Source organism: Alkalitalea saponilacus (genome assembly GCF_900168165.1).
In the GTDB taxonomy this organism is placed as follows: domain Bacteria; phylum Bacteroidota; class Bacteroidia; order Bacteroidales; family Marinilabiliaceae; genus Natronoflexus; species Natronoflexus saponilacus.
In genome coordinates this window covers 20,531-40,844 of the sequence record NZ_FUYV01000005.1, presented here as the reverse complement: position 1 = coordinate 40,844, position 20,314 = coordinate 20,531, and the positions used below count along the sequence as shown (strand labels likewise).

Annotated in this window: 20 protein-coding genes; 6 read left to right on the top strand and 14 right to left on the bottom strand. The window is 40.3% G+C overall.

Going from position 1 to position 20,314, the window contains the following annotated elements:
- Window positions 1–9: 9 nt before the first annotated feature.
- Genes B5X70_RS05835 through B5X70_RS05825 form a run of 3 tightly spaced genes read right to left on the bottom strand, consistent with a single transcriptional unit; the run spans window position 10 to window position 1,379 of the window.
- On the bottom strand, window positions 10–456 hold the full coding sequence (locus B5X70_RS05835) for a hypothetical protein (protein ID WP_079556952.1): 447 nt from the start codon (window positions 454–456) through the stop codon (window positions 10–12).
- Window positions 457–459: 3 nt separating this feature from the next.
- Window positions 460–1,110, bottom strand: a complete 651-nt coding sequence (locus B5X70_RS05830) for a cobalamin B12-binding domain-containing protein (RefSeq protein WP_079556951.1) — start codon at window positions 1,108–1,110, stop codon at window positions 460–462.
- Window positions 1,111–1,157: 47 nt separating this feature from the next.
- Complete coding sequence (locus tag B5X70_RS05825) at window positions 1,158–1,379, bottom strand: hypothetical protein (protein ID WP_143255034.1); 222 nt, start codon at window positions 1,377–1,379, stop codon at window positions 1,158–1,160.
- A gap of 38 nt (window positions 1,380–1,417) precedes the next feature.
- On the opposite strand from B5X70_RS05825, the gene typA reads away from it, so the two are divergent.
- On the top strand, window positions 1,418–3,208 hold the full coding sequence (gene typA / locus B5X70_RS05820; protein ID WP_079556949.1) for a translational GTPase TypA: 1,791 nt from the start codon (window positions 1,418–1,420) through the stop codon (window positions 3,206–3,208).
- Window positions 3,209–3,344: 136 nt separating this feature from the next.
- Here typA and B5X70_RS05815 read toward each other — a convergent pair whose 3' ends face one another.
- The gene (locus tag B5X70_RS05815) at window positions 3,345–3,626 is read right to left on the bottom strand and encodes an acylphosphatase (RefSeq protein ID WP_079556948.1); all 282 of its coding nucleotides are present in this window, start codon (window positions 3,624–3,626) and stop codon (window positions 3,345–3,347) included.
- Window positions 3,627–3,755: 129 nt separating this feature from the next.
- Between B5X70_RS05815 and B5X70_RS05810 the strand changes: the two genes are divergently transcribed.
- Window positions 3,756–4,877 (top strand): hypothetical protein, encoded by a 1,122-nt coding sequence (locus B5X70_RS05810; protein WP_079556947.1) that lies wholly within the window; start codon window positions 3,756–3,758, stop codon window positions 4,875–4,877.
- Here B5X70_RS05810 and kbl read toward each other — a convergent pair.
- The 4 genes from kbl to B5X70_RS05790 form a co-directional block, all read right to left on the bottom strand.
- Window positions 4,874–6,061 (bottom strand): glycine C-acetyltransferase, encoded by a 1,188-nt coding sequence (kbl, locus tag B5X70_RS05805; RefSeq protein WP_079556946.1) that lies wholly within the window; start codon window positions 6,059–6,061, stop codon window positions 4,874–4,876. The two genes, B5X70_RS05810 and kbl, sit on opposite strands and share 4 nt — an antisense overlap.
- A 118-nt stretch (window positions 6,062–6,179) precedes the next feature.
- Window positions 6,180–6,905, bottom strand: coding sequence for a hypothetical protein (locus tag B5X70_RS05800; protein ID WP_232468433.1), 726 nt, complete (start codon window positions 6,903–6,905; stop codon window positions 6,180–6,182).
- 218 nt (window positions 6,906–7,123) lie between these two features.
- Window positions 7,124–8,659, bottom strand: a complete 1,536-nt coding sequence (locus B5X70_RS05795; RefSeq protein WP_079556944.1) for an AbgT family transporter — start codon at window positions 8,657–8,659, stop codon at window positions 7,124–7,126.
- A 115-nt stretch (window positions 8,660–8,774) separates the two neighbouring features.
- The gene (locus B5X70_RS05790) at window positions 8,775–9,506 is read right to left on the bottom strand and encodes a hypothetical protein (protein ID WP_079556943.1); all 732 of its coding nucleotides are present in this window, start codon (window positions 9,504–9,506) and stop codon (window positions 8,775–8,777) included.
- 471 nt (window positions 9,507–9,977) lie between these two features.
- Between B5X70_RS05790 and B5X70_RS05785 the strand changes: the two genes are divergently transcribed.
- Both B5X70_RS05785 and B5X70_RS05780 read left to right on the top strand, forming a co-directional pair.
- Window positions 9,978–10,190 carry a hypothetical protein gene (locus B5X70_RS05785; protein ID WP_079556942.1) on the top strand — a complete coding sequence of 71 codons (213 nt, stop codon included), beginning with the start codon at window positions 9,978–9,980 and terminating at the stop codon, window positions 10,188–10,190.
- Window positions 10,191–10,373: 183 nt separating this feature from the next.
- The gene (locus B5X70_RS05780) at window positions 10,374–11,951 is read left to right on the top strand and encodes a hypothetical protein (RefSeq protein ID WP_079556941.1); all 1,578 of its coding nucleotides are present in this window, start codon (window positions 10,374–10,376) and stop codon (window positions 11,949–11,951) included.
- Between the two features lie 315 nt (window positions 11,952–12,266).
- Here the strand turns inward: B5X70_RS05780 and B5X70_RS05775 are convergent, their stop codons facing one another.
- The 5 genes from B5X70_RS05775 to B5X70_RS05755 form a co-directional block, all read right to left on the bottom strand.
- A complete protein-coding gene (locus B5X70_RS05775) occupies window positions 12,267–12,527 on the bottom strand; it encodes a YtxH domain-containing protein (protein WP_079556940.1) in 261 nt (86 codons plus the stop codon).
- A gap of 438 nt (window positions 12,528–12,965) precedes the next feature.
- Window positions 12,966–13,865 carry an RluA family pseudouridine synthase gene (locus tag B5X70_RS05770; protein ID WP_079556939.1) on the bottom strand — a complete coding sequence of 300 codons (900 nt, stop codon included), beginning with the start codon at window positions 13,863–13,865 and terminating at the stop codon, window positions 12,966–12,968.
- On the bottom strand, window positions 13,865–15,202 hold the full coding sequence (gene dgt, locus B5X70_RS05765; protein WP_079556938.1) for a dGTP triphosphohydrolase: 1,338 nt from the start codon (window positions 15,200–15,202) through the stop codon (window positions 13,865–13,867). The genes B5X70_RS05770 and dgt overlap by 1 nt, the downstream gene beginning before the upstream one ends.
- 41 nt (window positions 15,203–15,243) lie before the next feature.
- Window positions 15,244–15,564 (bottom strand): type II toxin-antitoxin system RelE/ParE family toxin, encoded by a 321-nt coding sequence (locus tag B5X70_RS05760; RefSeq protein WP_079556937.1) that lies wholly within the window; start codon window positions 15,562–15,564, stop codon window positions 15,244–15,246.
- Window positions 15,557–15,805, bottom strand: a complete 249-nt coding sequence (locus B5X70_RS05755; protein ID WP_079556936.1) for a type II toxin-antitoxin system ParD family antitoxin — start codon at window positions 15,803–15,805, stop codon at window positions 15,557–15,559. The genes B5X70_RS05760 and B5X70_RS05755 overlap by 8 nt, the downstream gene beginning before the upstream one ends.
- A gap of 300 nt (window positions 15,806–16,105) precedes the next feature.
- Between B5X70_RS05755 and B5X70_RS05750 the strand changes: the two genes are divergently transcribed.
- Window positions 16,106–17,011 (top strand): CPBP family intramembrane glutamic endopeptidase, encoded by a 906-nt coding sequence (locus tag B5X70_RS05750; protein WP_079556935.1) that lies wholly within the window; start codon window positions 16,106–16,108, stop codon window positions 17,009–17,011.
- Here the strand turns inward: B5X70_RS05750 and B5X70_RS05745 are convergent.
- A complete protein-coding gene (locus B5X70_RS05745) occupies window positions 16,990–18,441 on the bottom strand; it encodes a protein adenylyltransferase SelO (protein WP_079556934.1) in 1,452 nt (483 codons plus the stop codon). The genes B5X70_RS05750 and B5X70_RS05745 overlap by 22 nt on opposite strands.
- 598 nt (window positions 18,442–19,039) lie before the next feature.
- Between B5X70_RS05745 and B5X70_RS05740 the strand changes: the two genes are divergently transcribed.
- Entirely contained in the window at window positions 19,040–19,996 is a 957-nt protein-coding gene (locus tag B5X70_RS05740) for a sulfurtransferase (protein WP_079556933.1), read from the top strand.
- Window positions 19,997–20,314 lie beyond the last annotated feature (318 nt).

Below are 20,314 nucleotides of genomic sequence, written 5' to 3'. Positions count from 1 at the left end.
AATCAGCGGCTAATTGCCATTTTTGGGATCCGTGAGCGATGATAAATGAGGAGTATTCACAATCATCCAATTGTATAAAGGTAAGATTTCTTCAAAGCTTTTCTCTGTAAGCTCTTTTTTTAATACGGTAACCCAGCAGTTTAACTGAGCTGCCCAGTAGTTTTCCTTAAATCCGCGACTTCGGTATGCCCTGAAAACCCATAAAAGAGTGTTTACCAGAACTTCAGGATTGAAGTTCTGGAGCTGAGCAGAAATAAATCTTGCATGGTTGGCATGATTGTCCTTCATCATCTCCAGATTTTCATTACCAATCAAATCAGAAATATCCGATCTTAATAGCATCAAACGGGAAACCTCAGCTGAAAGCCGGTCTGATAGGTTATAATACTCAACGGCAGCAGATGGCTCTGCCTGTTTTAGTTTTCGTGCAGAGTTTTGCAGATATTCTTTATTCATTTCTTAATTAATATTTTCAATAAACTGACGGGTGTGCTCAAGGTCGGGTTGAAAATATACAAAATCATATTTTTTCAGCGTCTCATCGCCTCCATGTCTGAAGGCTTGTCCGCCTGTTAAGACAGGCAGACCGGGCAGCTCTTCTTTAATTTTTTGAAGCAGGTTCTCCAAAACAGGTAAATGCATGTATATGCTTAATGAAACGGCAATCAGGTCAGGTTTGTTTTTTTTTGCAAAACTGATCAACTCCGTTGTTGGTGTATTGGCTCCCAGAAAGAACGTTCTCCAGCCATTGCATTCAAATAAATCACTAATCATTCTGATGCCTATTTGATGAAGTTCCTTTTCTACACTGGTAATGATGACTATCTTTTTCTTATCATTTTTCACCTTAATTGTTGCATACAGGTCATTTAGCAACGATTCGGTAATGGATGAAGCCAAATGTTCGGTCGCCACACTGATGCGGTTCATTTCCCAAAGTTCGCCAACATCATACAGTGCCCGTTTAAACATTGCTTCGTAAATTACGAAGCGATTAATCCCGGCAACGGTTAGTTGTGTCACAATCACCTTGCACTCTTCACGATTCCCCGATATAAGAGCCGATAAAAACCCCGGATACAGATCATCCGTTAATCGATTTTGCATCATCCCTTCCTCCTATAATTAAAGTTCCTTCATTTAAACCGATATTTGCTTTAATTACAAATTACTAATTTTTGGTTGATTTGCAACATGTGCCATGCTTTTTTGTTAAAATGGCAGATGTTGTTTTGTACGTAATAATTTTTGTTTTGATACGCAGAGAGTTTTTTATTTAAAATTAACTTTTCTGCAATGAGTTGATATTTAGGTTTTTGATTGCAAATCAAAAACCAGATGGCTTTTTGATTATAAATCATTGATTTATAATCCTTCAAAATGAACTAATTTTGCACCCACTTTTAGAAAAAAACATATGCAAAAACTTAGGAATATTGCCATTATTGCCCACGTTGATCATGGCAAAACCACGCTGGTTGACAAGATGTTGCTGGCGGGGAAATTGTTTAAAGATCATCAGCATGTTGGCGAATTAATAATGGACAGCAACGATTTGGAGCGGGAGAGAGGAATTACCATTTTGTCCAAAAATGTTTCGGTACGTTGGAAAGATTACAAAATCAATATTATAGATACGCCCGGTCACTCCGATTTTGGGGGTGAAGTTGAAAGGGTTTTGAATATGGCCGATGGCGTTCTCCTGCTGGTGGATGCTTTTGAAGGTCCCATGCCACAAACGCGTTTCGTATTGCAAAAGGCACTTGGATTAGGTCTTAAGCCCATTGTTGTGATCAACAAAGTGGATAAGCCCAATTGTCGCCCCGAGGAGGTTCAGGAGATGGTGTTTGACTTGATGTTCAACCTTGAAGCCACCGAGAATCAACTTGATTTTATCACCGTTTACGGTTCGGCCAGGGATAACTGGATGTCAGACGACTGGAAAGAGCAGAAACAGGACATCAGCGTGTTGATGGATGCCATCATCGAACACATCCCGGCACCTAAAGAAAACAAGGGGACTCCACAAATGCTGATTACTTCGCTGGATTATTCGGCTTATAAAGGTCGAATAGCCATTGGAAGGGTACACAGAGGGGTTCTTAAAGCCGGAATGGACATTGCACTGGTTGGTCGTAAAGGTGATGTGCACAAAACGCGCATAAAGGAGTTGAATGTTTTCAGTGGATTGGGTAGTGAAAAGGCCGATGAGGTTATGGCAGGTGAAATTTGTTCCATTATTGGTCTTGATCGTTTTGATATCGGCGATTCCATTTGTGATCTGGAAAATCCTGAACCATTAGATCCCATCGCCATTGATGAGCCCACCATGAGTATGTTGTTTACCATCAACAACTCTCCATTTTTTGGAAAAGAGGGTAAATACGTTACTTCACGCCATATAAAAGATCGTTTGGATAAAGAGCTGGAGAAAAACCTGGCTCTACGTGTAGAGAGCACAGATTCGGCCGATGCATGGAATGTTTACGGAAGGGGAGTTTTGCACTTGTCGGTACTGATTGAAACCATGCGCCGCGAAGGTTACGAATTGCAGGTTGGGCAGCCAAGAGTTATTATAAAAGAGATTGCCGGTGAAAAAAATGAGCCAATTGAAGAACTGACCATTGATTTGCCGGATGAATTTTCAGGAAGAGCCATTGAGATGGTATCCAATCGCAAAGGAGAATTGCGCACCATGGAAAGAAAAGGTGACAGGGTTCATCTGGAGTTCATAGTTCCCTCCCGTGGCATCATCGGATTAAGAAATAATTTGTTAACGGCCACGGCCGGAGAGGCTGTCATGGCTCACAGATTTATAGAGTTTCAGCCCTGGAAAGGTCACATTGAGAAGCGTCAGAACGGTTCGCTCATTTGCCACGAAACGGGAACAGCTTTTGCTTATGCCATTGACAAACTTCAGGACAGAGGCCGGTTCTTTATTTTTCCGCAGGAAGAGGTTTACATGGGTCAGGTAATAGGTGAGAACAATCGTGACGGAGACCTCACCGTGAATGTTACCAAAAACAAGAAACTAACCAATATGCGCGCCTCGGGTGCCGATGATAAAACAAGAATTGCACCGCCCATCATCTTTAGTCTGGAAGAAGCTTTGGAGTACATTCAGGCTGATGAATATGTGGAGGTTACTCCAAAATCAATCCGCCTAAGAAAGATTTTATTGCAGGAGCATGAACGGAAACGCAAATAGAGAAAGATTTTAAAGAGTTATTTATTCATATCCCATGGGCATTCACCCATGGGTAAGGAAAAATCTTCTGGCCAAAGGTTCACGAGAGTGAACCTTTGGCTAATTTTTTACATAGCCTTTTCAGACCATCTTATCACTATAAATCTTCATGATGTAGTATCCGAAAACGGGTATATCCATAGGGAGTGACCTGTTTCCTGTGAAACTGATCTACCCGCGACATTGGTGGACCCTGGTAACACGACTCCAAAAATTCACGTAACTGGCCAATTTCGCCTTCGGCATCTATTTCAACCTGGCCACCGGGAAGATTTTTGACATAACCTTTTATGCCGTAACGTGTAGCTTCGTTATTTACAAAATATCTATAGCCCACACCCTGAACTCTGCCATCAACCAAAACTTTTACTCGTTGCATTTTTTTATCAAAGTTAAGAAATACTCAACTATTTGTGAAGATAAATCATTAAGTCAGGCTCATTTTCAGGAGATATTAAAAAATCACACCTAAAATTTCTATATTCGCTCATAAATTGAAGATTTTATCATGGACAAACGGTTTCTGCACATTGTGAGTTTTACAGTTCCCTGGCCTCCCGACTATGGAGGAGCCATGGATGTGTTTTACAAGGTAAAGGCATTATCAGAACGTGGTGTTAAGGTCATTCTTCACTGTTTTACATACAGTCGCAAACAAACTGTGGAGTTGGAGAAGTATTGCCATGAAGTTTGTTATTATAAAAGGGAAACCGGTTTTACCCGACAATTTTCGTGGATACCATATATTGTAAAGAGTCGCCAAAACAAAAAACTCATAGATAGGTTAAAGGAGGATAATCATCCGATTTTGCTGGAGGGAACTCACACAACTGCTGTTTTGCAGTTCTCTGAACTGCAAAACCGTGACATCTGGATCAGGATGCACAATGTGGAAACCGACTACTATCGGTCTCTATGCAAAACGGAAAAGAGTTTTTTCAAAAAACTTTTTTTCAGACTCGAAACTCTCCGGTTAAAAGCATGGGAAAAAGGTCCTTTTAAGGTGAAAGGTATCATACCTATATCCGAGGGAGATGCTGATTTTTTCAGAAAAGTGCATGAGAATGTTCACTTAATAACGGCATTTCATGGCGAAACTGAAGTAAAATCAAAAACGGGTATCGGAAAATATGTTTTGTACCATGGCGACTTATCAGTGGCTGAAAATCATTGTTCGGCACTTTTTGTTTTGAGAATTTGTTCCGAAGCAGGTGTACCGTTGGTCATTGCAGGTAAAAATCCTTCGCGTGCACTTGCTAAAAAAGTTCTTGAAGTTGAAACCTGCCAACTTATTAGAAATCTGGATGCCGCAGGGATGAATGAACTTATCAGCAACGCTGCAGCCATACTGTTGCCTGCTTATCAAACCACCGGCCTTCGTTTAAAGTTATTGGTCTCGTTGTTTAGGGGGCGACACTGTATTGCTTCTCCTCAAATGGTTGAAAATACAGGTTTGGAGCCGCTTTGTGAAGTGGTTTCAAAGGATGCAGAGTGGATTGCTGCCATTCAGAAATCAATTTCCACTGTCTTTTCTCAGAATGAAGTTGACAAAAGGAATCAACTATTGATTCCTTTTATGGATGCAGCCAATGCAGACCGAATGATTCAGTTGATTTTTGGTACGCATTAAATAATACTTAAAGACTTTCCAATCTTAATAAATGCCTCAACGGCTTTGTCCAGTTGTTCCCTGCTGTGTGCTGCCGAAAGCTGAATTCTTATTCGAGCCTGACTTTTGGGTACCACGGGATAGTAGAATCCGGTAACGTAAATTCCTTCTTTGAGTAGCTCAGCGGCAAATTCCTGCGAAAGTTTGGCGTCGTACAACATAAGAGCAACAATGGCCGAGTCGGTTGGTTTAATGTCGAATCCGGCCTCAACTATTTTTTCTTTAAAATAGTGTGCATTCTCCATTAATCTGTCGCGCAGAGAGGTGTCTTGTTCTAACATATTAAATACCTCCAGCGAAGCGCCTGCAATGACCGGAGCCAGTGAGTTACTGAAAAGATAAGGACGAGATTTTTGACGGAGCATTTCAATAATTTCCTTTTTTCCGGTGGTGTATCCACCCATGGCGCCTCCAAGCGCTTTTCCCAGTGTTCCGGTGATGATGTCCACCCGATCCATCACATCGTGATATTCGTGTGTGCCACGTCCGGTTTTTCCAATGAACCCGGCCGCATGGCTGTCGTCCACCATGACCAGAGCATCATATTTTTCGGCCAGGTTGCAGATGGATTTGAGAGGAGCAATGTCTCCATCCATCGAAAACACACCATCAGTTACAATGATGCGGAATCTCTGAGACGTTGATTTTTTGAGTTGTTCTTCCAGATCGTTCATGTCAGCGTGTTTATATCTGTATCGAACTGCCTTACACAAACGCACTCCGTCGATGATGCTGGCGTGATTCAACTCATCTGATATAATGGCGTCTTCTTCGGTTAAAAGAGGTTCAAAAACGCCTCCGTTGGCATCAAAACAGGCCGCATACAGGATGGTGTCTTCCATTTTAAAAAAGGAGGCAATCTTCTCTTCCAGTTTTTTATGGATGTCCTGAGTTCCACAAATAAAACGAACCGATGACATTCCATAACCGTGGGATCGGAGAGTTTTTAAGGCTGCCTCTACCACACGGGGATGTGATGAAAGACCAAGGTAGTTGTTGGCACAAAAGTTCAAAACGGAATCTCCGTTTTGAACTGAAATCTCTGCTCCCTGGGGAGATGTGATGATTCGTTCCGTTTTGTATAGCCCGGATGATTTGATGGTTTCAACTTCCTTTATTAGATGATTTTTGATGTTTCCGTACATATGGCATCAATTTTAAAGTCGTGATTGTTTGTTGAGGAAATATACCAAAACTGCGGACAGAATAAAATGCCGGATATCATGAAATAATGATTTCGTTTGAGGGAGAAGCTAAAATAGATTAAATCGAGCTGTGTTCTTTTTCTGAAGGCCTGAAAACATATACCACGCCGTAATGGCTGCATATTTCCCGTCGCTCATCAGGAGACAGGTTTTCATTTTTGGCTTCCACTTCGTTCCAAACGGAAGTGATGAGTTTATCGGCCTGCTCGCGGTAATCGTTTACTTTATCGAGAAGTTTTTGTGAGGTTGCCAGAAGGTCTTTATGGATGTTGTAATACTCTAGAAATTTTTCAAATTTCACACGTACCATTGCCAACGAGGGGTTATAGATTCGTGTGGCGCCTCCAGCCATTCTGTCTTCTTCTCCTTTTATGAGACTTTTTCCCCACTGAAGGAGTTGTTGCTCCGTTCCAATTTCAGGTACTGATTTCTCATCAACAGATAGGCCATAATAGGTTCTTGCTTCAGGTTTTATTTCTCCTCTGGCTATGCAAAGGTTTACCACCTGAAAAAAGTGAGAAACATATAATCGTGCAGATTTATAATGCTCTCCCAACTGTTTCCCTGTATTGGCCTGCCGTTCCCGATTGTATTGGTATTGATTTAAAACTTGCTCAAAATGGGGAAGGAAGGCTTTTAACTCCAAAAGTAATTTTTGTGAAAACGCCAAATCAACGGGACTTAAGGAGCTACCCTTTTTTATTGCAGACTTAAGTGCCCTAAGTCTTGCTTGATCGGTATTTGGTAAACGTCTGTATGGCATAGTTCCCGCTATTTGAATCAATTTTACCCCCTGTTTTGATGATTCCAAAAATGACGTGTTGTTTCACAAAAGGTGAAAATAGATAAAAGTTATAATAATTGCAAATTATTAAGCCGCTGATTATCAAATTGTACTAAGTAAACAAAATATAGATTTAATTGACATTCAGATTTGTATGAAATTTTAAAATCCCCAATGCGTAATTGCATTGGGGATTCGCAATAATTTTATGCTGTTTTTTATAGATATATTCCTTCTCCAACACCAATTGGAATGCCGAGCCAGTACCACACAAACAGCAAAACAACCCACATAATGAATAATACCACCGCATATGGAATCAGTAAGGATATAATGGTGCCAATTCCGATGTTTTTATCATATTTTCTAACCCAGCCAATGAGCAGTGGAAAATAAATGTAAAGCGGACTTATGCAATTGGTGATGGAATCGCCCACCCGGTACATCAGCTGAATGAATGCAGGACTGTATCCCAATTGCGCGAGCATTGGAATAAAAATGGGTGCAAAAATGGCCCATTTGGCCGAGCCGCTTCCAATAAAAATATTGAGAAATGCCACCAACATCATAAACAACGTAAACATAAACGGCCCGGTGAGTCCTGATGATTGCAGGAATTCCGCACCATTAATGGCCAGAATGGTATCCAGACGACTCCAGCTGAAAAGGTTTATAAATTGTGCCACAACCAGCATGAGAACGATATAACCCGACAGGTCTTTCATGCCCTGTTCCATGAATTTCAGTAAATCGTCAGGTTTTTTTATAGAGCCGGTAATTTTACCGTAAACATATCCCGGAATGGCAAAAAAGAAGAACAAAATGGGTACCAGTCCGCGCAAAAATGGTGATGGAACAATGCCTCCGGTCTCCTGATTCCGCAGAGGTGCTCCGTCTGGAATTACCATGGCTGCAATGAGCGCAATAAAAATCAGCACCGAAAGACCTGCATAAACCATCCCTTTTTTCTCTTCAGGGGTTAGTTTAGGGGTCTCTTTAAAGGCTTCAATGCCTTCGTCGCCAATGGCAAAGTTTTTACATTTCGGAATGGTGAACCGCGAAACAATGAAGGCGCCGCCCAGACCAAGCATCACCGTACTGGCTATCATAAAGTACCAGTTGGCAGTTGCGCTTACTTCAATATCGGGGTCGATTCCGGTGGCCACTTCTGTTGAAATACCGGCCAACAACACATCAGTGCCGGCAATGAAGAAGTTGGCGGTAAAACCGGCGGTGGCTCCTGCATAACCGGCAATTAATCCGGCAATGGGATGCAGTCCCATTTGCATGAAAATAAGTGCAGCAATGGGAGGAACAATCACAACACCGGCATCGGAACCAATGTTTCCGCATGCTCCTATGATGAATATAAATGGAAGTACCACTTTACGGGGAACAGCAAAGGCCATGGTTCGTAAAACGATGGTCAGCAAACCACTGCGCTCAGCAACCGAAACCCCCATCAGCATCACTAAAACCAGTCCGAAGGGTGCAAAATGAGCAAAATTGGTGACCATTTCCTCCAAAAATCGACGTAACCCTTCGCCTGAAACAAGGTTTTTGGCAAAAACCTCTTCACCGGTTCCGGGATCGGTGGCACTGAGGCCGAAAAGTGCCGCCACGGCACTGGTGGCTATGATGATGATGGTTATCCAGACGAACATCCAGAAAGGATGCGGGAGTTTATTTCCCAGTTGTTCGACCCATTTCAGCAGTCCGCTGCTTTTGGTTGTTGAGGCAGTTACCTTTGTCATAATTGAAAACGGAGTGTTATTTTACAATTAACAAAGGCGTAAAAATGGTAAAAAAATCAGAGAATGGAAATGATAAACGGCTGGTAGGACGATTTTTTATATATTGAGTTCATCCTTAAAAGTTAATTATCAACCCCAGGTTAGCAAAATGTAACATGGTTAAATTGTAAACAGATTTTACATCTGTTCCGCCTTCTACCATCCTGTATTCAACCTTTATCCTCAGATGCTCATTCAACGGGATTTTTCCTCCCAGGTGTAAATCAAAAGCTCGTCGGGAGCCACTTGCCATGCCTTCACCTTCAAAGAAAAGCGCCCATTTATTGATATTGTATTCAGTGTATAAGTTCCATAATGGGATGAAGCCAAAATATTCCAATTTCTCAGTTTTCATTGAATTTGCTAAACGAATTTCTGTTTCCCGGAATTTTGCAGTAAGTCCAATTCCAACAATCCATCTTTCAGAACTGTAAAAATCTCTGCGGAAAGTTATTCTATAACTGTTCTGTTTGTAGTGGGTATCCACATTCTGACCCTCAGGGTAAGTTGAGTTCAGGAACTTAACATCAAAAGGTGCAATTCCCGTATAGTTGATGCTAAGAGGAGCATACAATAAAAAAATATGATTTTTTTGCTTAATGCAGTAACCAAGTTTCAAATTATAGCTTATTACAGGAGTCTCGATATTGAAATTATTGTATAAGTCAAAGGCAGTTCCTTCTTTATTTGGAACCTGAATCTTGTTATAGGTTTGACGCGCCAATCCGCCTGATACATCCAGACTCATCTGTCCGTGTGCCAGAGTGCACGAACAGATAAAAAGCAATATGAAACTGAGGCATCTCATTTTCTTGATCTATAGTTAAAATTGTAAGAACTTTTATTATTCTTCTGCTTGTTATAAGGACGTATGAAGTTCTATCTGAAACTTTAGGATTGTGTGCATATCACACACAATTTAAAAATACTGTTACCATTCAATATAAGCGTTATGTAATTCTGAGAATCAGTTATATGATTCTCACATTTTTTATTGTTGTGGATACAAGATTTTAAAGATGCTTGCAGGCCATATGATATGTGCGAAGGCCATCAGGTTTATATGTTGCTCTGCAATGGAGAGAGAAGAAATAGTAATGAATCAGTAAGTTTATTCAAGGGAAATTTTAGTTTGTATGATCTGATTTGACTGTCTCTTAGAGTCAGTTTAAATGTGTGAATCATGTAAATTTTCCGCTAAATTCTACAAAACTTTCCGGAGATATTGACCTTAATTTTAGGGTACTATTTTTTATTTACAATTTTAAAAATCCGCATTATGCGATTAATAGGTATGATATTGTTGGTAATAGGAATTACAGGTATTGTAATTTTTGGAGTGCAGGCCATGCAGGACACCGAAACATTCAGCTTTTTAGGGATCGACATCGGCGTATCAAGCGCTAACTGGACTCCGGTAATAGCGAGTGCAGTCATTTTTGTAGTTGGTGTTGTGCTATCGAACTTAAACAAGAAGGCTCTTGTTAATTAGTCTTTATTAGAATTTGCAAAATTGAATTGTCCCGATATCGTTGATATTATGCCGTTTATTTGGAGCCCGGGTTGGAATATTTGAAAATGATTTTCAATAGCATCTACCAGTGGAAGTTCATTTTAAGCAGTGTTATTACGTTGGGAAAGGATCAAGCTTTGTTTGTAGAAATACATATTAGTGATGAGAAAAAAACTCACAAGATTAATCTTATTCATTGCAGTGCCTGCATTGATTATGACGTTGGGAATTCTGCTTATTCAGGTATGTCTTCCCGTTGCTCTTACTAGCTATGTTGAAAATTTATTGGAGAAAAAAATTGCGAATCATCTTGAGCAGTCATCCGAAGATTTGATTGACGTAAATATTCAGAAACTAAAATTCAAAGTATTTCCGGCCACTGTATCGACATCTAAGGTTTCCATATATGCAGAATCAGAGGTGTTTGATAAAGACCGCTCTTTAATGCCTTTTAGGGAAGTGTATGAAGCGGGTATTATCAATTTTGAAGTTTCCCTCAAGCCTCTTGTTTTAATCGCTCTGGGTGGTAGGAAATTTAAATTTAACCGTTTTCATGCAGACAGCATTTTTTTAAGCACTAAAAGTCTTTTGGAAGAGCAGGAAGATGGGTTAAATTATCGGTTGAAAGTTGTGAGCGGATCAATTCACTTTAAAGGAAAAATTTCACTCTCTGACCAGGAAATCTTTGCCATTGAAAACCTTACACTTGAGAAGCACTCATTTCAGGCTTCAGGTCTTTCCGTTTGTTTTCCTCAAAATCTCTATTCATATCATGTTAACAACATATCAGTTGATGGTGATATGGAGACCATAGCCATAGAGAAAATTAGAGTGATTCCCAATTATGTCAAAGAAGAGTTTTACCGGCATGTTGAATTCGAAACCGATCGCTTTGAAACCGAAATTGACTTTGTTGAAATTATAGGCTTCAGGATTTACAGTAATAATGACAGAAGAGAACTGATGGTTTCTCAAATTAATATTACGAATGGAGTTATTGATGTCTTACGCGACCGGAGGCCTCTTTTTAATGAGGAACAGCGACCCGTTATGCCGGTCAGATTATTTCAGACTGCTCCGTTTGATTTCTTCGTGGGCGAGATAAATATCAGTGAAACTGATATTTTGTATTCGGAATTTCCGGAGAAAGGTTCCGAATCTGCTTTTCACGAAGCTACCGGTAAGGTGCCTTTTAAAAGACTGAAAGCGACCCTGATAAATATTACCAATATCGCTGACTCTCTTCATAAAGACAGTATTATGATTATAAGCGCGGAGGCTTATATTTTTGGTGATGCGATTCTTAAAGCCAATTTCAGATACAATCTGAGGGATGTAAACGGCGGCTACAGAGCAAATGTTGAATTGTCAGAATTCCGGTTTGAGACTATCAATTCCGCCATATATCCCCTTGCGGGAATAAAGGTGGCAGACGGAATTCATAAAAGCTCGCTATTTTTATTCACCGGCAACGATGTTGAATCAAAAGGTGAGTTGTATATGGAATGGTATGATCTTTCGTTGAATTTTACGCCGGAGTCTGGCAAGATGGTCACTGGAATTACCAAATATTTAGGAAAAATAATATACCATTCATCCAATCCCAATGATTTGAATAAATCCCCCTCCGGGGAGATTTATTTTGAAAGGGACATCCAGCGGTTTGTTTTTCATTACTGGTGGAATTGCTACTTATCAGGGATAAAGAATTCCGTTATACGCGATTTTGTCCCTATATAGAATTCGTGTTTTCTTTTTTTGTGATGATTTGGCGCACCCTTTCTGCTTGTTTTTCTATTTGGGTTCCATCATTTTTTGATAAATTGGATTAGTAATGCACAGAACATTTATCCATCCGGATTAAGAACAATTTAGATAACATAAAAGCGACAATGCAATAGCAGGGGCTGCAAATAGAGGGATAAAACCAGAACATTCTAATTGTCTATGGCGATATTTTATAATGGTATTTTATTCCCCTTCTAAAAGCGTTGTTGCGTGAATTGCATTGTCACCTTCTGTTTTAGGTATTTAAAAAGATAACAGAGAGTAAACTTATGAAGTTGAATGCTTTATTTCCGTTGCCAGATTTTTCACCTCTTTTTTTGCATCATCATATTTTACACGTGCTTTTTCTGCATCCTTATCTGCACTTTTTTTTGCTTTCTCGGTTTTGAGTTTATGCCAATAACCATCCCCCTTGTGCATGATGTCTCTGCGGGTTTTTGAACCTTTTTTGGGTGCGAATAGAATTCCTCCAATTGCACCAATGGTAAGTCCTGCCATTGTTCCTAATACTACTTTACCTATACTCATAGCGATTTTTGTTTATGCCTCAACAAGCTTCTCATAAATGTCGACTTTTGAAGCGGATTTACTGATATACGGTTTACTTTTTACTTTTTACAGCCCCTGACATGATAGAGTTCATTGCTGTTAGGGCAGAGTGTTTGTTCCCAATTTCAATTCATTAAAGCGAAGAGAATTTTAGTAGTTCATTGGTTCCCGAATGCATTGGGAGGCAATGAGGAAATTTGCATGAGTCCATTTATAATCGGGATGGTCTCTCTTATTCCTTCTTATAGATGAAGCGTGGTTAATTGTGAAAGCATGCGCATTTCATTTCCTACAATATTGAGAGAATGTATATCCAAAGATGATGAATATAGAAACAGATAGCGTTACACAATTTCAGAAAGTTTTTGCATGATTCACACTTTACCTGAGAGTATACAAATTTGGTTCTCCATAATTTTATTCCCGTTTGTACCTCTTCTTCTCTTTTTCGGGAAAACGGAAAAACTTTGGCGGAGGGTCTGTTTCCAGATGAATAATTTTGTTTGTAACGGGATGGGTAAACTCAAGTGCCATGGCACATAGGAAAAGTCCACGGTGTTTAAGAATTAAACCCTCGGTGCCGTAAAGCGGGTCGCCAAGAATCGGGAAACCGAGTTCTTTCAGGTGTATCCTGATTTGGTGGGTGCGACCTGTTTCGGGGGTCACACTAAGCAGCGACAGGTATCTGTTTTTGATGGATGGCCACGTTTTGAGGGTTCGAAAGCGGGTGATGGCTTTCCGGTTTTCGATGGGTGTTGAGATGGTTCCCTCATCTTCTGGTTTTCCGATGACCACCGCGTTGTATTGCTTTTTTATGGTTTTGTTTTGAAACTGGCGACTGAGATGCAGATGCGCTTTGTGGGTTTTGGCAACCATGAGCAAACCGCTGGTGAGGCTGTCCAACCGATGCACCGGTTGTGGAACCATCAAAGCATCTTCCGAAGGGGATGCTTTGAGACACCCGGGTAGTGCATTCTCAATGGTTCTGAATTGGTTACCATTCACCACAATTCCCGCGGGTTTATTAATCACAGCCAATTCATCATCTTCATAAACCACATCAATTTTTAAATTGAAAATTCTGCGCGGTTCTGAAATGGTTTTTCGATAAACAATTTCGTCGCCGGGTTGAATGATGTTGGCTGTGGTTGCAATGTGGTTGTTGTATGAGATATCGCCACGTTTCAGGCTTTTTTTTGCCGACGATTTTGTGTTGAGGCCGGGGAAAATTCCCGGGAGGTAATCGCTGATGCGCTGGCACACTGTGCCTTCCGGCGCAGTGTGCGTGTGGATGGTATGGTTGATTTTTTCAATCATCAGCGTTTGTCGGAGAGTCCCATGCCGTTGATTTTTCTGTAGAGATTGAGTGCGTAAACATCGGTCATCCCTGAAATAAAATCGAGAACGGTTTGCAGTTTTTGAGGAACCGGAGCATTGTCTGCTACCCGATATTGTTGGGGGATGAAGGGGAGGAGAAGTTTTGCGTAGTAATCATCGGGATGCATTACCGCATGGCAAAATTCGCGAAGCAGGGTGCCGAGAATTTTGAAACCGGCGATTTCAATCTCAACCACCGAGGGGTGTTTGTAAATGGTTTCGAAACCCGTTTTTTCACATGCTTTCATGGCCGTGGCAAGAGTTCCGCTCAATTTGCCAATGAGTGAGCCGGAGAATTCTCCCTGTAGAATTTGTTCATGGTTTTCCCGAAAAACTTCTGAACATGCATCCACCAGTTTTCCAATGACCAAAGCGCGGAGAAAGGCAATTTGTTCGTTGGCATCGGTCACTTCGTTACAGATGGAATGGATGTAATCGAGGCTCTTTTTTTCGGAATCGGCATCAAAAAACTGCATGAAATGGTGGCGGGTGGTTTCCGTTGATAAAATGCCAAGTTTGTGCGCATCTTCTATGTCCATGAGGTGGTAGCAGATGTCGTCGGCAGCTTCAACGAGGTAAACCAGTGGGTGACGAGCGTAAATTTCCGGTTTGTCGGAAATTTTTCTGATGCCCAGTTCGTTGACTATTTGCTGCCAGGTTTGATGTTCAGGTTGGAAGTAGCCATATTTTTTTCTTTCGGGAGTTCCGGATGCGTAAGGATATTTTACGATGGATGCAACGGTTGTGTATGTGAGATTAAATCCACCCCGGCGACGACCGGCAAACTGGTGTGTGAGCAAACGCAACGCATTGGCGTTGCCTTCGAAATCGGTAAAATCGTCCCAAACTGACTCGTTATTGATGAGGTTTTTATATCTCTCACCTTCTCCCGATTTAAAAAAGAGCGAAATGGCCTTTTCGCCGCTGTGGCCAAAAGGCGGATTTCCCATATCGTGTGCCAGACAGGCAGCGGCAGTTACCGACCCGAGTTCTTTCACCAAAGGGTTTTGCGTGATGTTATTTTCGGATAAAAAGCGGCTGATGTTATTGCCCAGGGAGCGTCCTACACTGGCCACTTCCAGGCTGTGAGTGAGCCGGTTGTGCACAAAAATGCTGCCGGGTAAAGGGAATACTTGTGTTTTATCCTGCATGCGCCGAAATGGGGAAGAAAAAATCAGCCGGTCGTAATCTCTCTGAAACTGTGTGCGGTCGTGGATGATTTTCTGACTGTCGGTTTCTCCTGTGCGTTTGGATGAAAGTAACTGGTTCCAGTTCATGAATGCGAATGTTTTCGGATTGTGAAGTACGAATTTAAGGTTTATTCAGGAATAATGGTGGTATATTTAGCCAATCTGTTCTTCAAATCCATAGTTTCATGCAATATCCTAATGACTTCGATTTTATTTGCCGAAATCCATTGATAAAATATGATGTGTTTTCCTGACTTGAATCCCAATAGATTACTTCTTATTGCGGAGAATTCCCGACCAATATTTGGGTTTTCCCCAATTTCTTTGCAAGCAGCTTCTAATGATGAGTAGTATTTGTCGGCTTGGTTTTCAGACCATTTTTCGAAAGTATAATTCCAAATATCATTTAAATCCTCAATGGCTTTTCGTCTTAAGATTACTTTAGCCATTTTTCCTTTTTTCTGATTTTAGCATATTCAGGTTTTCCATGAAATCAAAACCTTCTACCCTTTGACTTTGTAAACCTTCTTCAATAGCATTTTTCAATGCAATTACTTTTCTTTCCTCATGCTCTAAAAGACGAAGTCCTGCGCGAATAACTTCGCTTACGTTTTTATATCGACCAGCTGATACCTGAGTTTGTACAAATTGGTCAAAATGATTACCTAGTGAAATAGATGTGTTTTTCATTCGTAAATAATTTGTTTAAGTTATTGGTTCCCGATGTATCGGGAGAACTCGCCATATAATCACAGTCTTGGGTGTCGAAGGTTTCGACATGACTCGTGGATGTCTTGCAACGCTACTCAAAATTACCAATTTTTGGTATAAATTGCAATGATGACTTAATGCATTCCGCTTTTTTGTTGAAGATTTCTGGTGGTTTGGCGGCTGATAATGGTGGTGTAAAATTTAATTATTTGGTCTTCTTAACTCTCATGATTCAAAAAACATCGTTATTTTTGAATCGAACCGATAAAAAATAGATTAATGAGAAGAGGTGTCTTTGCAGAGTATCCCCCGATGTTTCATTTGTTGTTGCTGTTTGTGTTGGTGATTTTGTCAGCCATTTTTGTCTCACTATTTGGTCTGGCACTGGCCATTCCTTTCGCCGGCATGGATTCAGTAATGGCCATAGGCAGGGGGGATGCAACCATTTGGATGTACCGGTATGTTCAATTGGTGCAGAGTTTTGCCGTTTTCATTGTTCCGTCATTGGTGGCTGCCCGACTGTTCTCCCATTACCCCGTAAACTGGCTCTGGTTTGGCTCAGCAAAATTCAGACTGATGTTGTTGTCAGTTTTACTAATTTTTGCTGCACAACCGCTTTCCTCATGGCTTGCAGAAGTAAATACCAGATTGGTTCTGCCATCTTCTATGGGAGGAATTGAAAACTGGATGAAATCAGCCGAAGCCAGTGCCGGAAATATGATTTTCAAATTTTTGGACACTCAAAATACAGGAATCATCCTTTTCAATATATTTTTAATGGCAATTCTTCCGGGAATAGGCGAGGAGTTGTTGTTCAGGGGAGCCATTCAGCCAACGGTACAAAGAATCGTGAACAATAAACATGCAGCGGTTTGGTTCACGGCTTTTTTGTTCAGTGCCATGCACATGCAGTTTCTAACTTTTGCTCCCCGCTTTGTGCTTGGCGCTTTGTTGGGATATTTGCTGGTTTATGGGAAGAGTATTTGGTATCCCATTGTGGCTCATTTTTTTAATAATCTGATGGCTCTGCTGCTATTTTACTATTTCCGAGCCGCTAAACCTGAAATAAATCCACTTGATGTATCAACCGGTAGCTATGGCGGTTGGCCTGCTGTGGTAAGTGTTGTGGTAGTAGTGGGGTTGTTGGTGCTGTTTCGGTATCATCACGTACCGCAAAAAGTCTGATATCTCATTTCAAAATCCGTGTCGGGTTGTTTTGTAAAAGAATCGCAGTTCTTTTGATAGGTATAGGGCGTTTTTAAAACGCCCAATAATCTGTCAAATAAGGTCATGTTACCTTCTACTGCTTCATTCAAAGCTTGTTCCACCAAATGGTTGCGAGGGATGTAAACCGGGTTATTCAGACTCATGAGTTCTCTTGATGTTTCAGAGCCATTGGAATTTTTAAAAATGGCATTTTGCCATTTTTCCAGCCATGTTTTTAATTCTGGTCTCTGCTTTGGATTGTCTTTAGAATTGACATCAGTACCTAAGGCATAAAACGTATTGGTATAGTCAAGTTTAAGGTTGGTCATTAGTTCAAGTAACTCGTCAACCAATGGATAGAAATCCTTGTTTTTGTTTTCAATCCCAAGCTTATTCAGCATGGTTGAGTAGTATTTTTCATTCCATATTTCATCAAATTCATCAATGGCATTTTGAGCAAGCATGAGAGATGTCTCGGAATCGTTGTGAATAAGCGGCAGCAAGGCTTCTGCAAGCCTTGCTATGTTCCATTTCATTATTTCGGGTTGGTTTCCAAAGGAGTATCTTCCGTAAGCATCAATTGAGCTGTAAACAGTTTCGGGATGATGTGAATTCAGAAAAGCACAGGGGCCAAAATCAAAGGTTTCGCCACTTATGGAGACATTGTCTGTATTCATCACGCCATGAATAAAGCCTACCCGCATCCAGTTTACAACAAGCTCTATTTGAAGTGATATCACTTTTTTTAAAAGACTTAAGGCCTGATTTTCACTCTGCTCAACATCAGGGAGTAGTCTTTTGATGGTATATTGTAAAAGCGCCTTTAAATCATCTGTGGTGCCGAAATGTCTGGCATACTCAAAAGTGCCTATTCTGATGTGGCTTTTCATAACTCTTATAAGAACTGCTCCTTCGTTAAGAGTCTCTCTGCGCACCACTTCTCCCGTTTTTAGAACAGCAAGACTTCGTGAAGTTGGAATGTTTAAATGATGTATGGCCTCACTCAGCAGGTATTCTCTGAGCATCGATTTTAAGGTGGCTTTTCCATCTCCTGCCCGGGAGTAAGGCGTTTTTCCACTGCCCTTTAGCTGCATATCGAACCTGTTGCCACCATCTGTTATGTGCTCACCAACCACCACCGCTCTTCCATCGCCCAGCATGGTGAAATGTCCGAATTGATGACCTGCATATGCCTGTGAAAAAGTTTTTGAGTTGTCAGGGTCATTCCCATATATTGCATTGATGATAGATTCGGGGTCTTTGGTTGAAATGTTGAGTTCGTTGCAAAGCTCATGGTTGAGCAGAAATAATTCAGGTTTAGCAACCGGCATGGGTTTTACCAAACTGTAAAACTTATTGGGAAGCGATAAATATGAATATTCCAGATTGAAGTCTGTTTTGTTGCGCATTTTTAATGGATTTAAAGAATATCAGTGTATAGGATTGAAGTCCTCATATGCAAAACTTTTGGTTAAAATTTAAACCAAAAACCAGGGTTTTGGTTTAATGTCACCCTCTTCTTGCTGATGTTTGATGAGATAAGATAGAGAGTCCGATAACCTAAAGACGAAATTAAGATGTCTCAAATTTCCAATTTCAATTCGTGCATCAAGCTTAACTTTGCAGGGTTTATTCAAATTGCTCTTATAAAGCACCGATTTCTGCTCAACGGTTATAACCCGGAATTCAATTATACCATGCTTTTCGTATAGTTGCTATAGAATATATAAATTATGATTAATTCAAAATGGCTTCGAAAAATTATTTGATTGAGCAGTTTATTTGCATACTTAATTTGAAATTATTATTTTTAATCGTTCTAAAATTCAAAAAGTTAACAAATGGGAATCTCTTTAGTTTGAAGAAAGGATATTTGTTTAACCATTTGAACTTCATTAATAACCACCATTCGTATTAGCACAATATTTTTCAAATAAACATAATCGTAAGCGAAAATTTTATTCGCATTTGCCTTAATTTAATTTCCATTTTTAAACCCAAAAAATTATGAAAAAAACAAAGATTACCTTTTTGATTATTGCAGCAATCGCAATATTAAGTTGTTTTGGCTGTTCGGAAGATTGGCTAAGAAAAAATGGAGTAATCATTAATCCCGCTGATGGAATTTGCCAACCACTTATTTCAGCCATCAATCTTAATGCCATTAAAGATTTCGAAAAGGTTGTGGTAGTAGATGTGAGATCTCAGGAAGAATATTTGGAAGGGCATGTTCCCGGCTCAATAAACATTCCTATTTTGATGCCAGTGTCTGCCTGGATTGTGTCAGATGAGTTACTAATGGAGCTCCCTCCTGTTGGTGACCTTGAGGAGATGCTTGGTGAAGCAGGTGTTTCTAACGATTCAAAAGTTGTTTTGATTTCGGGAAACACCGTGGCGCCACAACCACCATACGTTTTAGCGAATGCAACGCGTGTGTTTGCCACCTTGCACTATGTGGGCGTTAAGAATGTTGCCATTCTTAATGGAGGCATCAATAAATGGGTGGAGGAGGGCTTTGCACTGGAAACAGAACCAACAGAATTGCCAGCCACAACTTTTGTGGCCAATCCCAAGCAGAATCTTTTTGTTTCTACCGAATATGTTGAAGCCAGTATTGGTTCCAAAATTATTATTGACACCCGCGACGCCGATGTTTATTCAGGCGAGGTGATTGAACCATGGGCGTCTAAAGCCGGGCATATTCCTACTGCTGTTTCCATGCCGGTTGTTGATGTATGGAACGAAGATGATACATTTAAATCAATCAATGAGTTGAAAGAGTTGTTCAAAGCAGCTGTAGGTCCCGGTGTTTCTAAACATGAAGAAATCATCATTTATTGTGGCGTTGGCGGATACACCAGTACCGGATATTTTGTAATACATTCGCTACTTGGGTATAGAAATGTGAAATTTTACGATGGTTCAGCCCAAGCCTGGGTATTAGAACATGATATGGAATTGTAGGTTTTACAACCATTTAGAGTTACAAAAAGAGCCGTCTTGGGAGACAGCTCTTTTTTATTTGAAATACATTTATTCTGACGTTTGGTGAGTTGTTCCTTAATATTTTTGAAGCTCGACAAAGAATCAGTTGGATCATTTTGCTCAAAAGTCAGGTTGAAACTGATGAATAATAATGAAATTAAAATAACAGGCCTTTTCACCTTTAAGAATTTTAATTTTTTGGAGAGGGTTATTAATTTGGTTCTCATTAGTTAAAAATGATACCGATTTCCTCTTTTATTATATCAGCTCCTGTTAAAAAAAATGGAAACCTGCATT

Coding starts and splice junctions, on each gene's coding strand:
- B5X70_RS05835 (WP_079556952.1), bottom strand. CDS start 456: ATGAATAAAGAATATCTGCAAAACTCTGCACGAAAACTAAAACAGGCA.
- B5X70_RS05830 (WP_079556951.1), bottom strand. CDS start 1,110: ATGATGCAAAATCGATTAACGGATGATCTGTATCCGGGGTTTTTATCG.
- typA (WP_079556949.1), top strand. CDS start 1,418: ATGCAAAAACTTAGGAATATTGCCATTATTGCCCACGTTGATCATGGC.
- B5X70_RS05815 (WP_079556948.1), bottom strand. CDS start 3,626: ATGCAACGAGTAAAAGTTTTGGTTGATGGCAGAGTTCAGGGTGTGGGC.
- B5X70_RS05810 (WP_079556947.1), top strand. CDS start 3,756: ATGGACAAACGGTTTCTGCACATTGTGAGTTTTACAGTTCCCTGGCCT.
- kbl (WP_079556946.1), bottom strand. CDS start 6,061: ATGTACGGAAACATCAAAAATCATCTAATAAAGGAAGTTGAAACCATC.
- B5X70_RS05795 (WP_079556944.1), bottom strand. CDS start 8,659: ATGACAAAGGTAACTGCCTCAACAACCAAAAGCAGCGGACTGCTGAAA.
- B5X70_RS05790 (WP_079556943.1), bottom strand. CDS start 9,506: ATGAGATGCCTCAGTTTCATATTGCTTTTTATCTGTTCGTGCACTCTG.
- B5X70_RS05785 (WP_079556942.1), top strand. CDS start 9,978: ATGCGATTAATAGGTATGATATTGTTGGTAATAGGAATTACAGGTATT.
- B5X70_RS05780 (WP_079556941.1), top strand. CDS start 10,374: ATGAGAAAAAAACTCACAAGATTAATCTTATTCATTGCAGTGCCTGCA.
- B5X70_RS05775 (WP_079556940.1), bottom strand. CDS start 12,527: ATGAGTATAGGTAAAGTAGTATTAGGAACAATGGCAGGACTTACCATT.
- B5X70_RS05770 (WP_079556939.1), bottom strand. CDS start 13,865: ATGATTGAAAAAATCAACCATACCATCCACACGCACACTGCGCCGGAA.
- dgt (WP_079556938.1), bottom strand. CDS start 15,202: ATGAACTGGAACCAGTTACTTTCATCCAAACGCACAGGAGAAACCGAC.
- B5X70_RS05760 (WP_079556937.1), bottom strand. CDS start 15,564: ATGGCTAAAGTAATCTTAAGACGAAAAGCCATTGAGGATTTAAATGAT.
- B5X70_RS05755 (WP_079556936.1), bottom strand. CDS start 15,805: ATGAAAAACACATCTATTTCACTAGGTAATCATTTTGACCAATTTGTA.
- B5X70_RS05750 (WP_079556935.1), top strand. CDS start 16,106: ATGAGAAGAGGTGTCTTTGCAGAGTATCCCCCGATGTTTCATTTGTTG.
- B5X70_RS05745 (WP_079556934.1), bottom strand. CDS start 18,441: ATGCGCAACAAAACAGACTTCAATCTGGAATATTCATATTTATCGCTT.
- B5X70_RS05740 (WP_079556933.1), top strand. CDS start 19,040: ATGAAAAAAACAAAGATTACCTTTTTGATTATTGCAGCAATCGCAATA.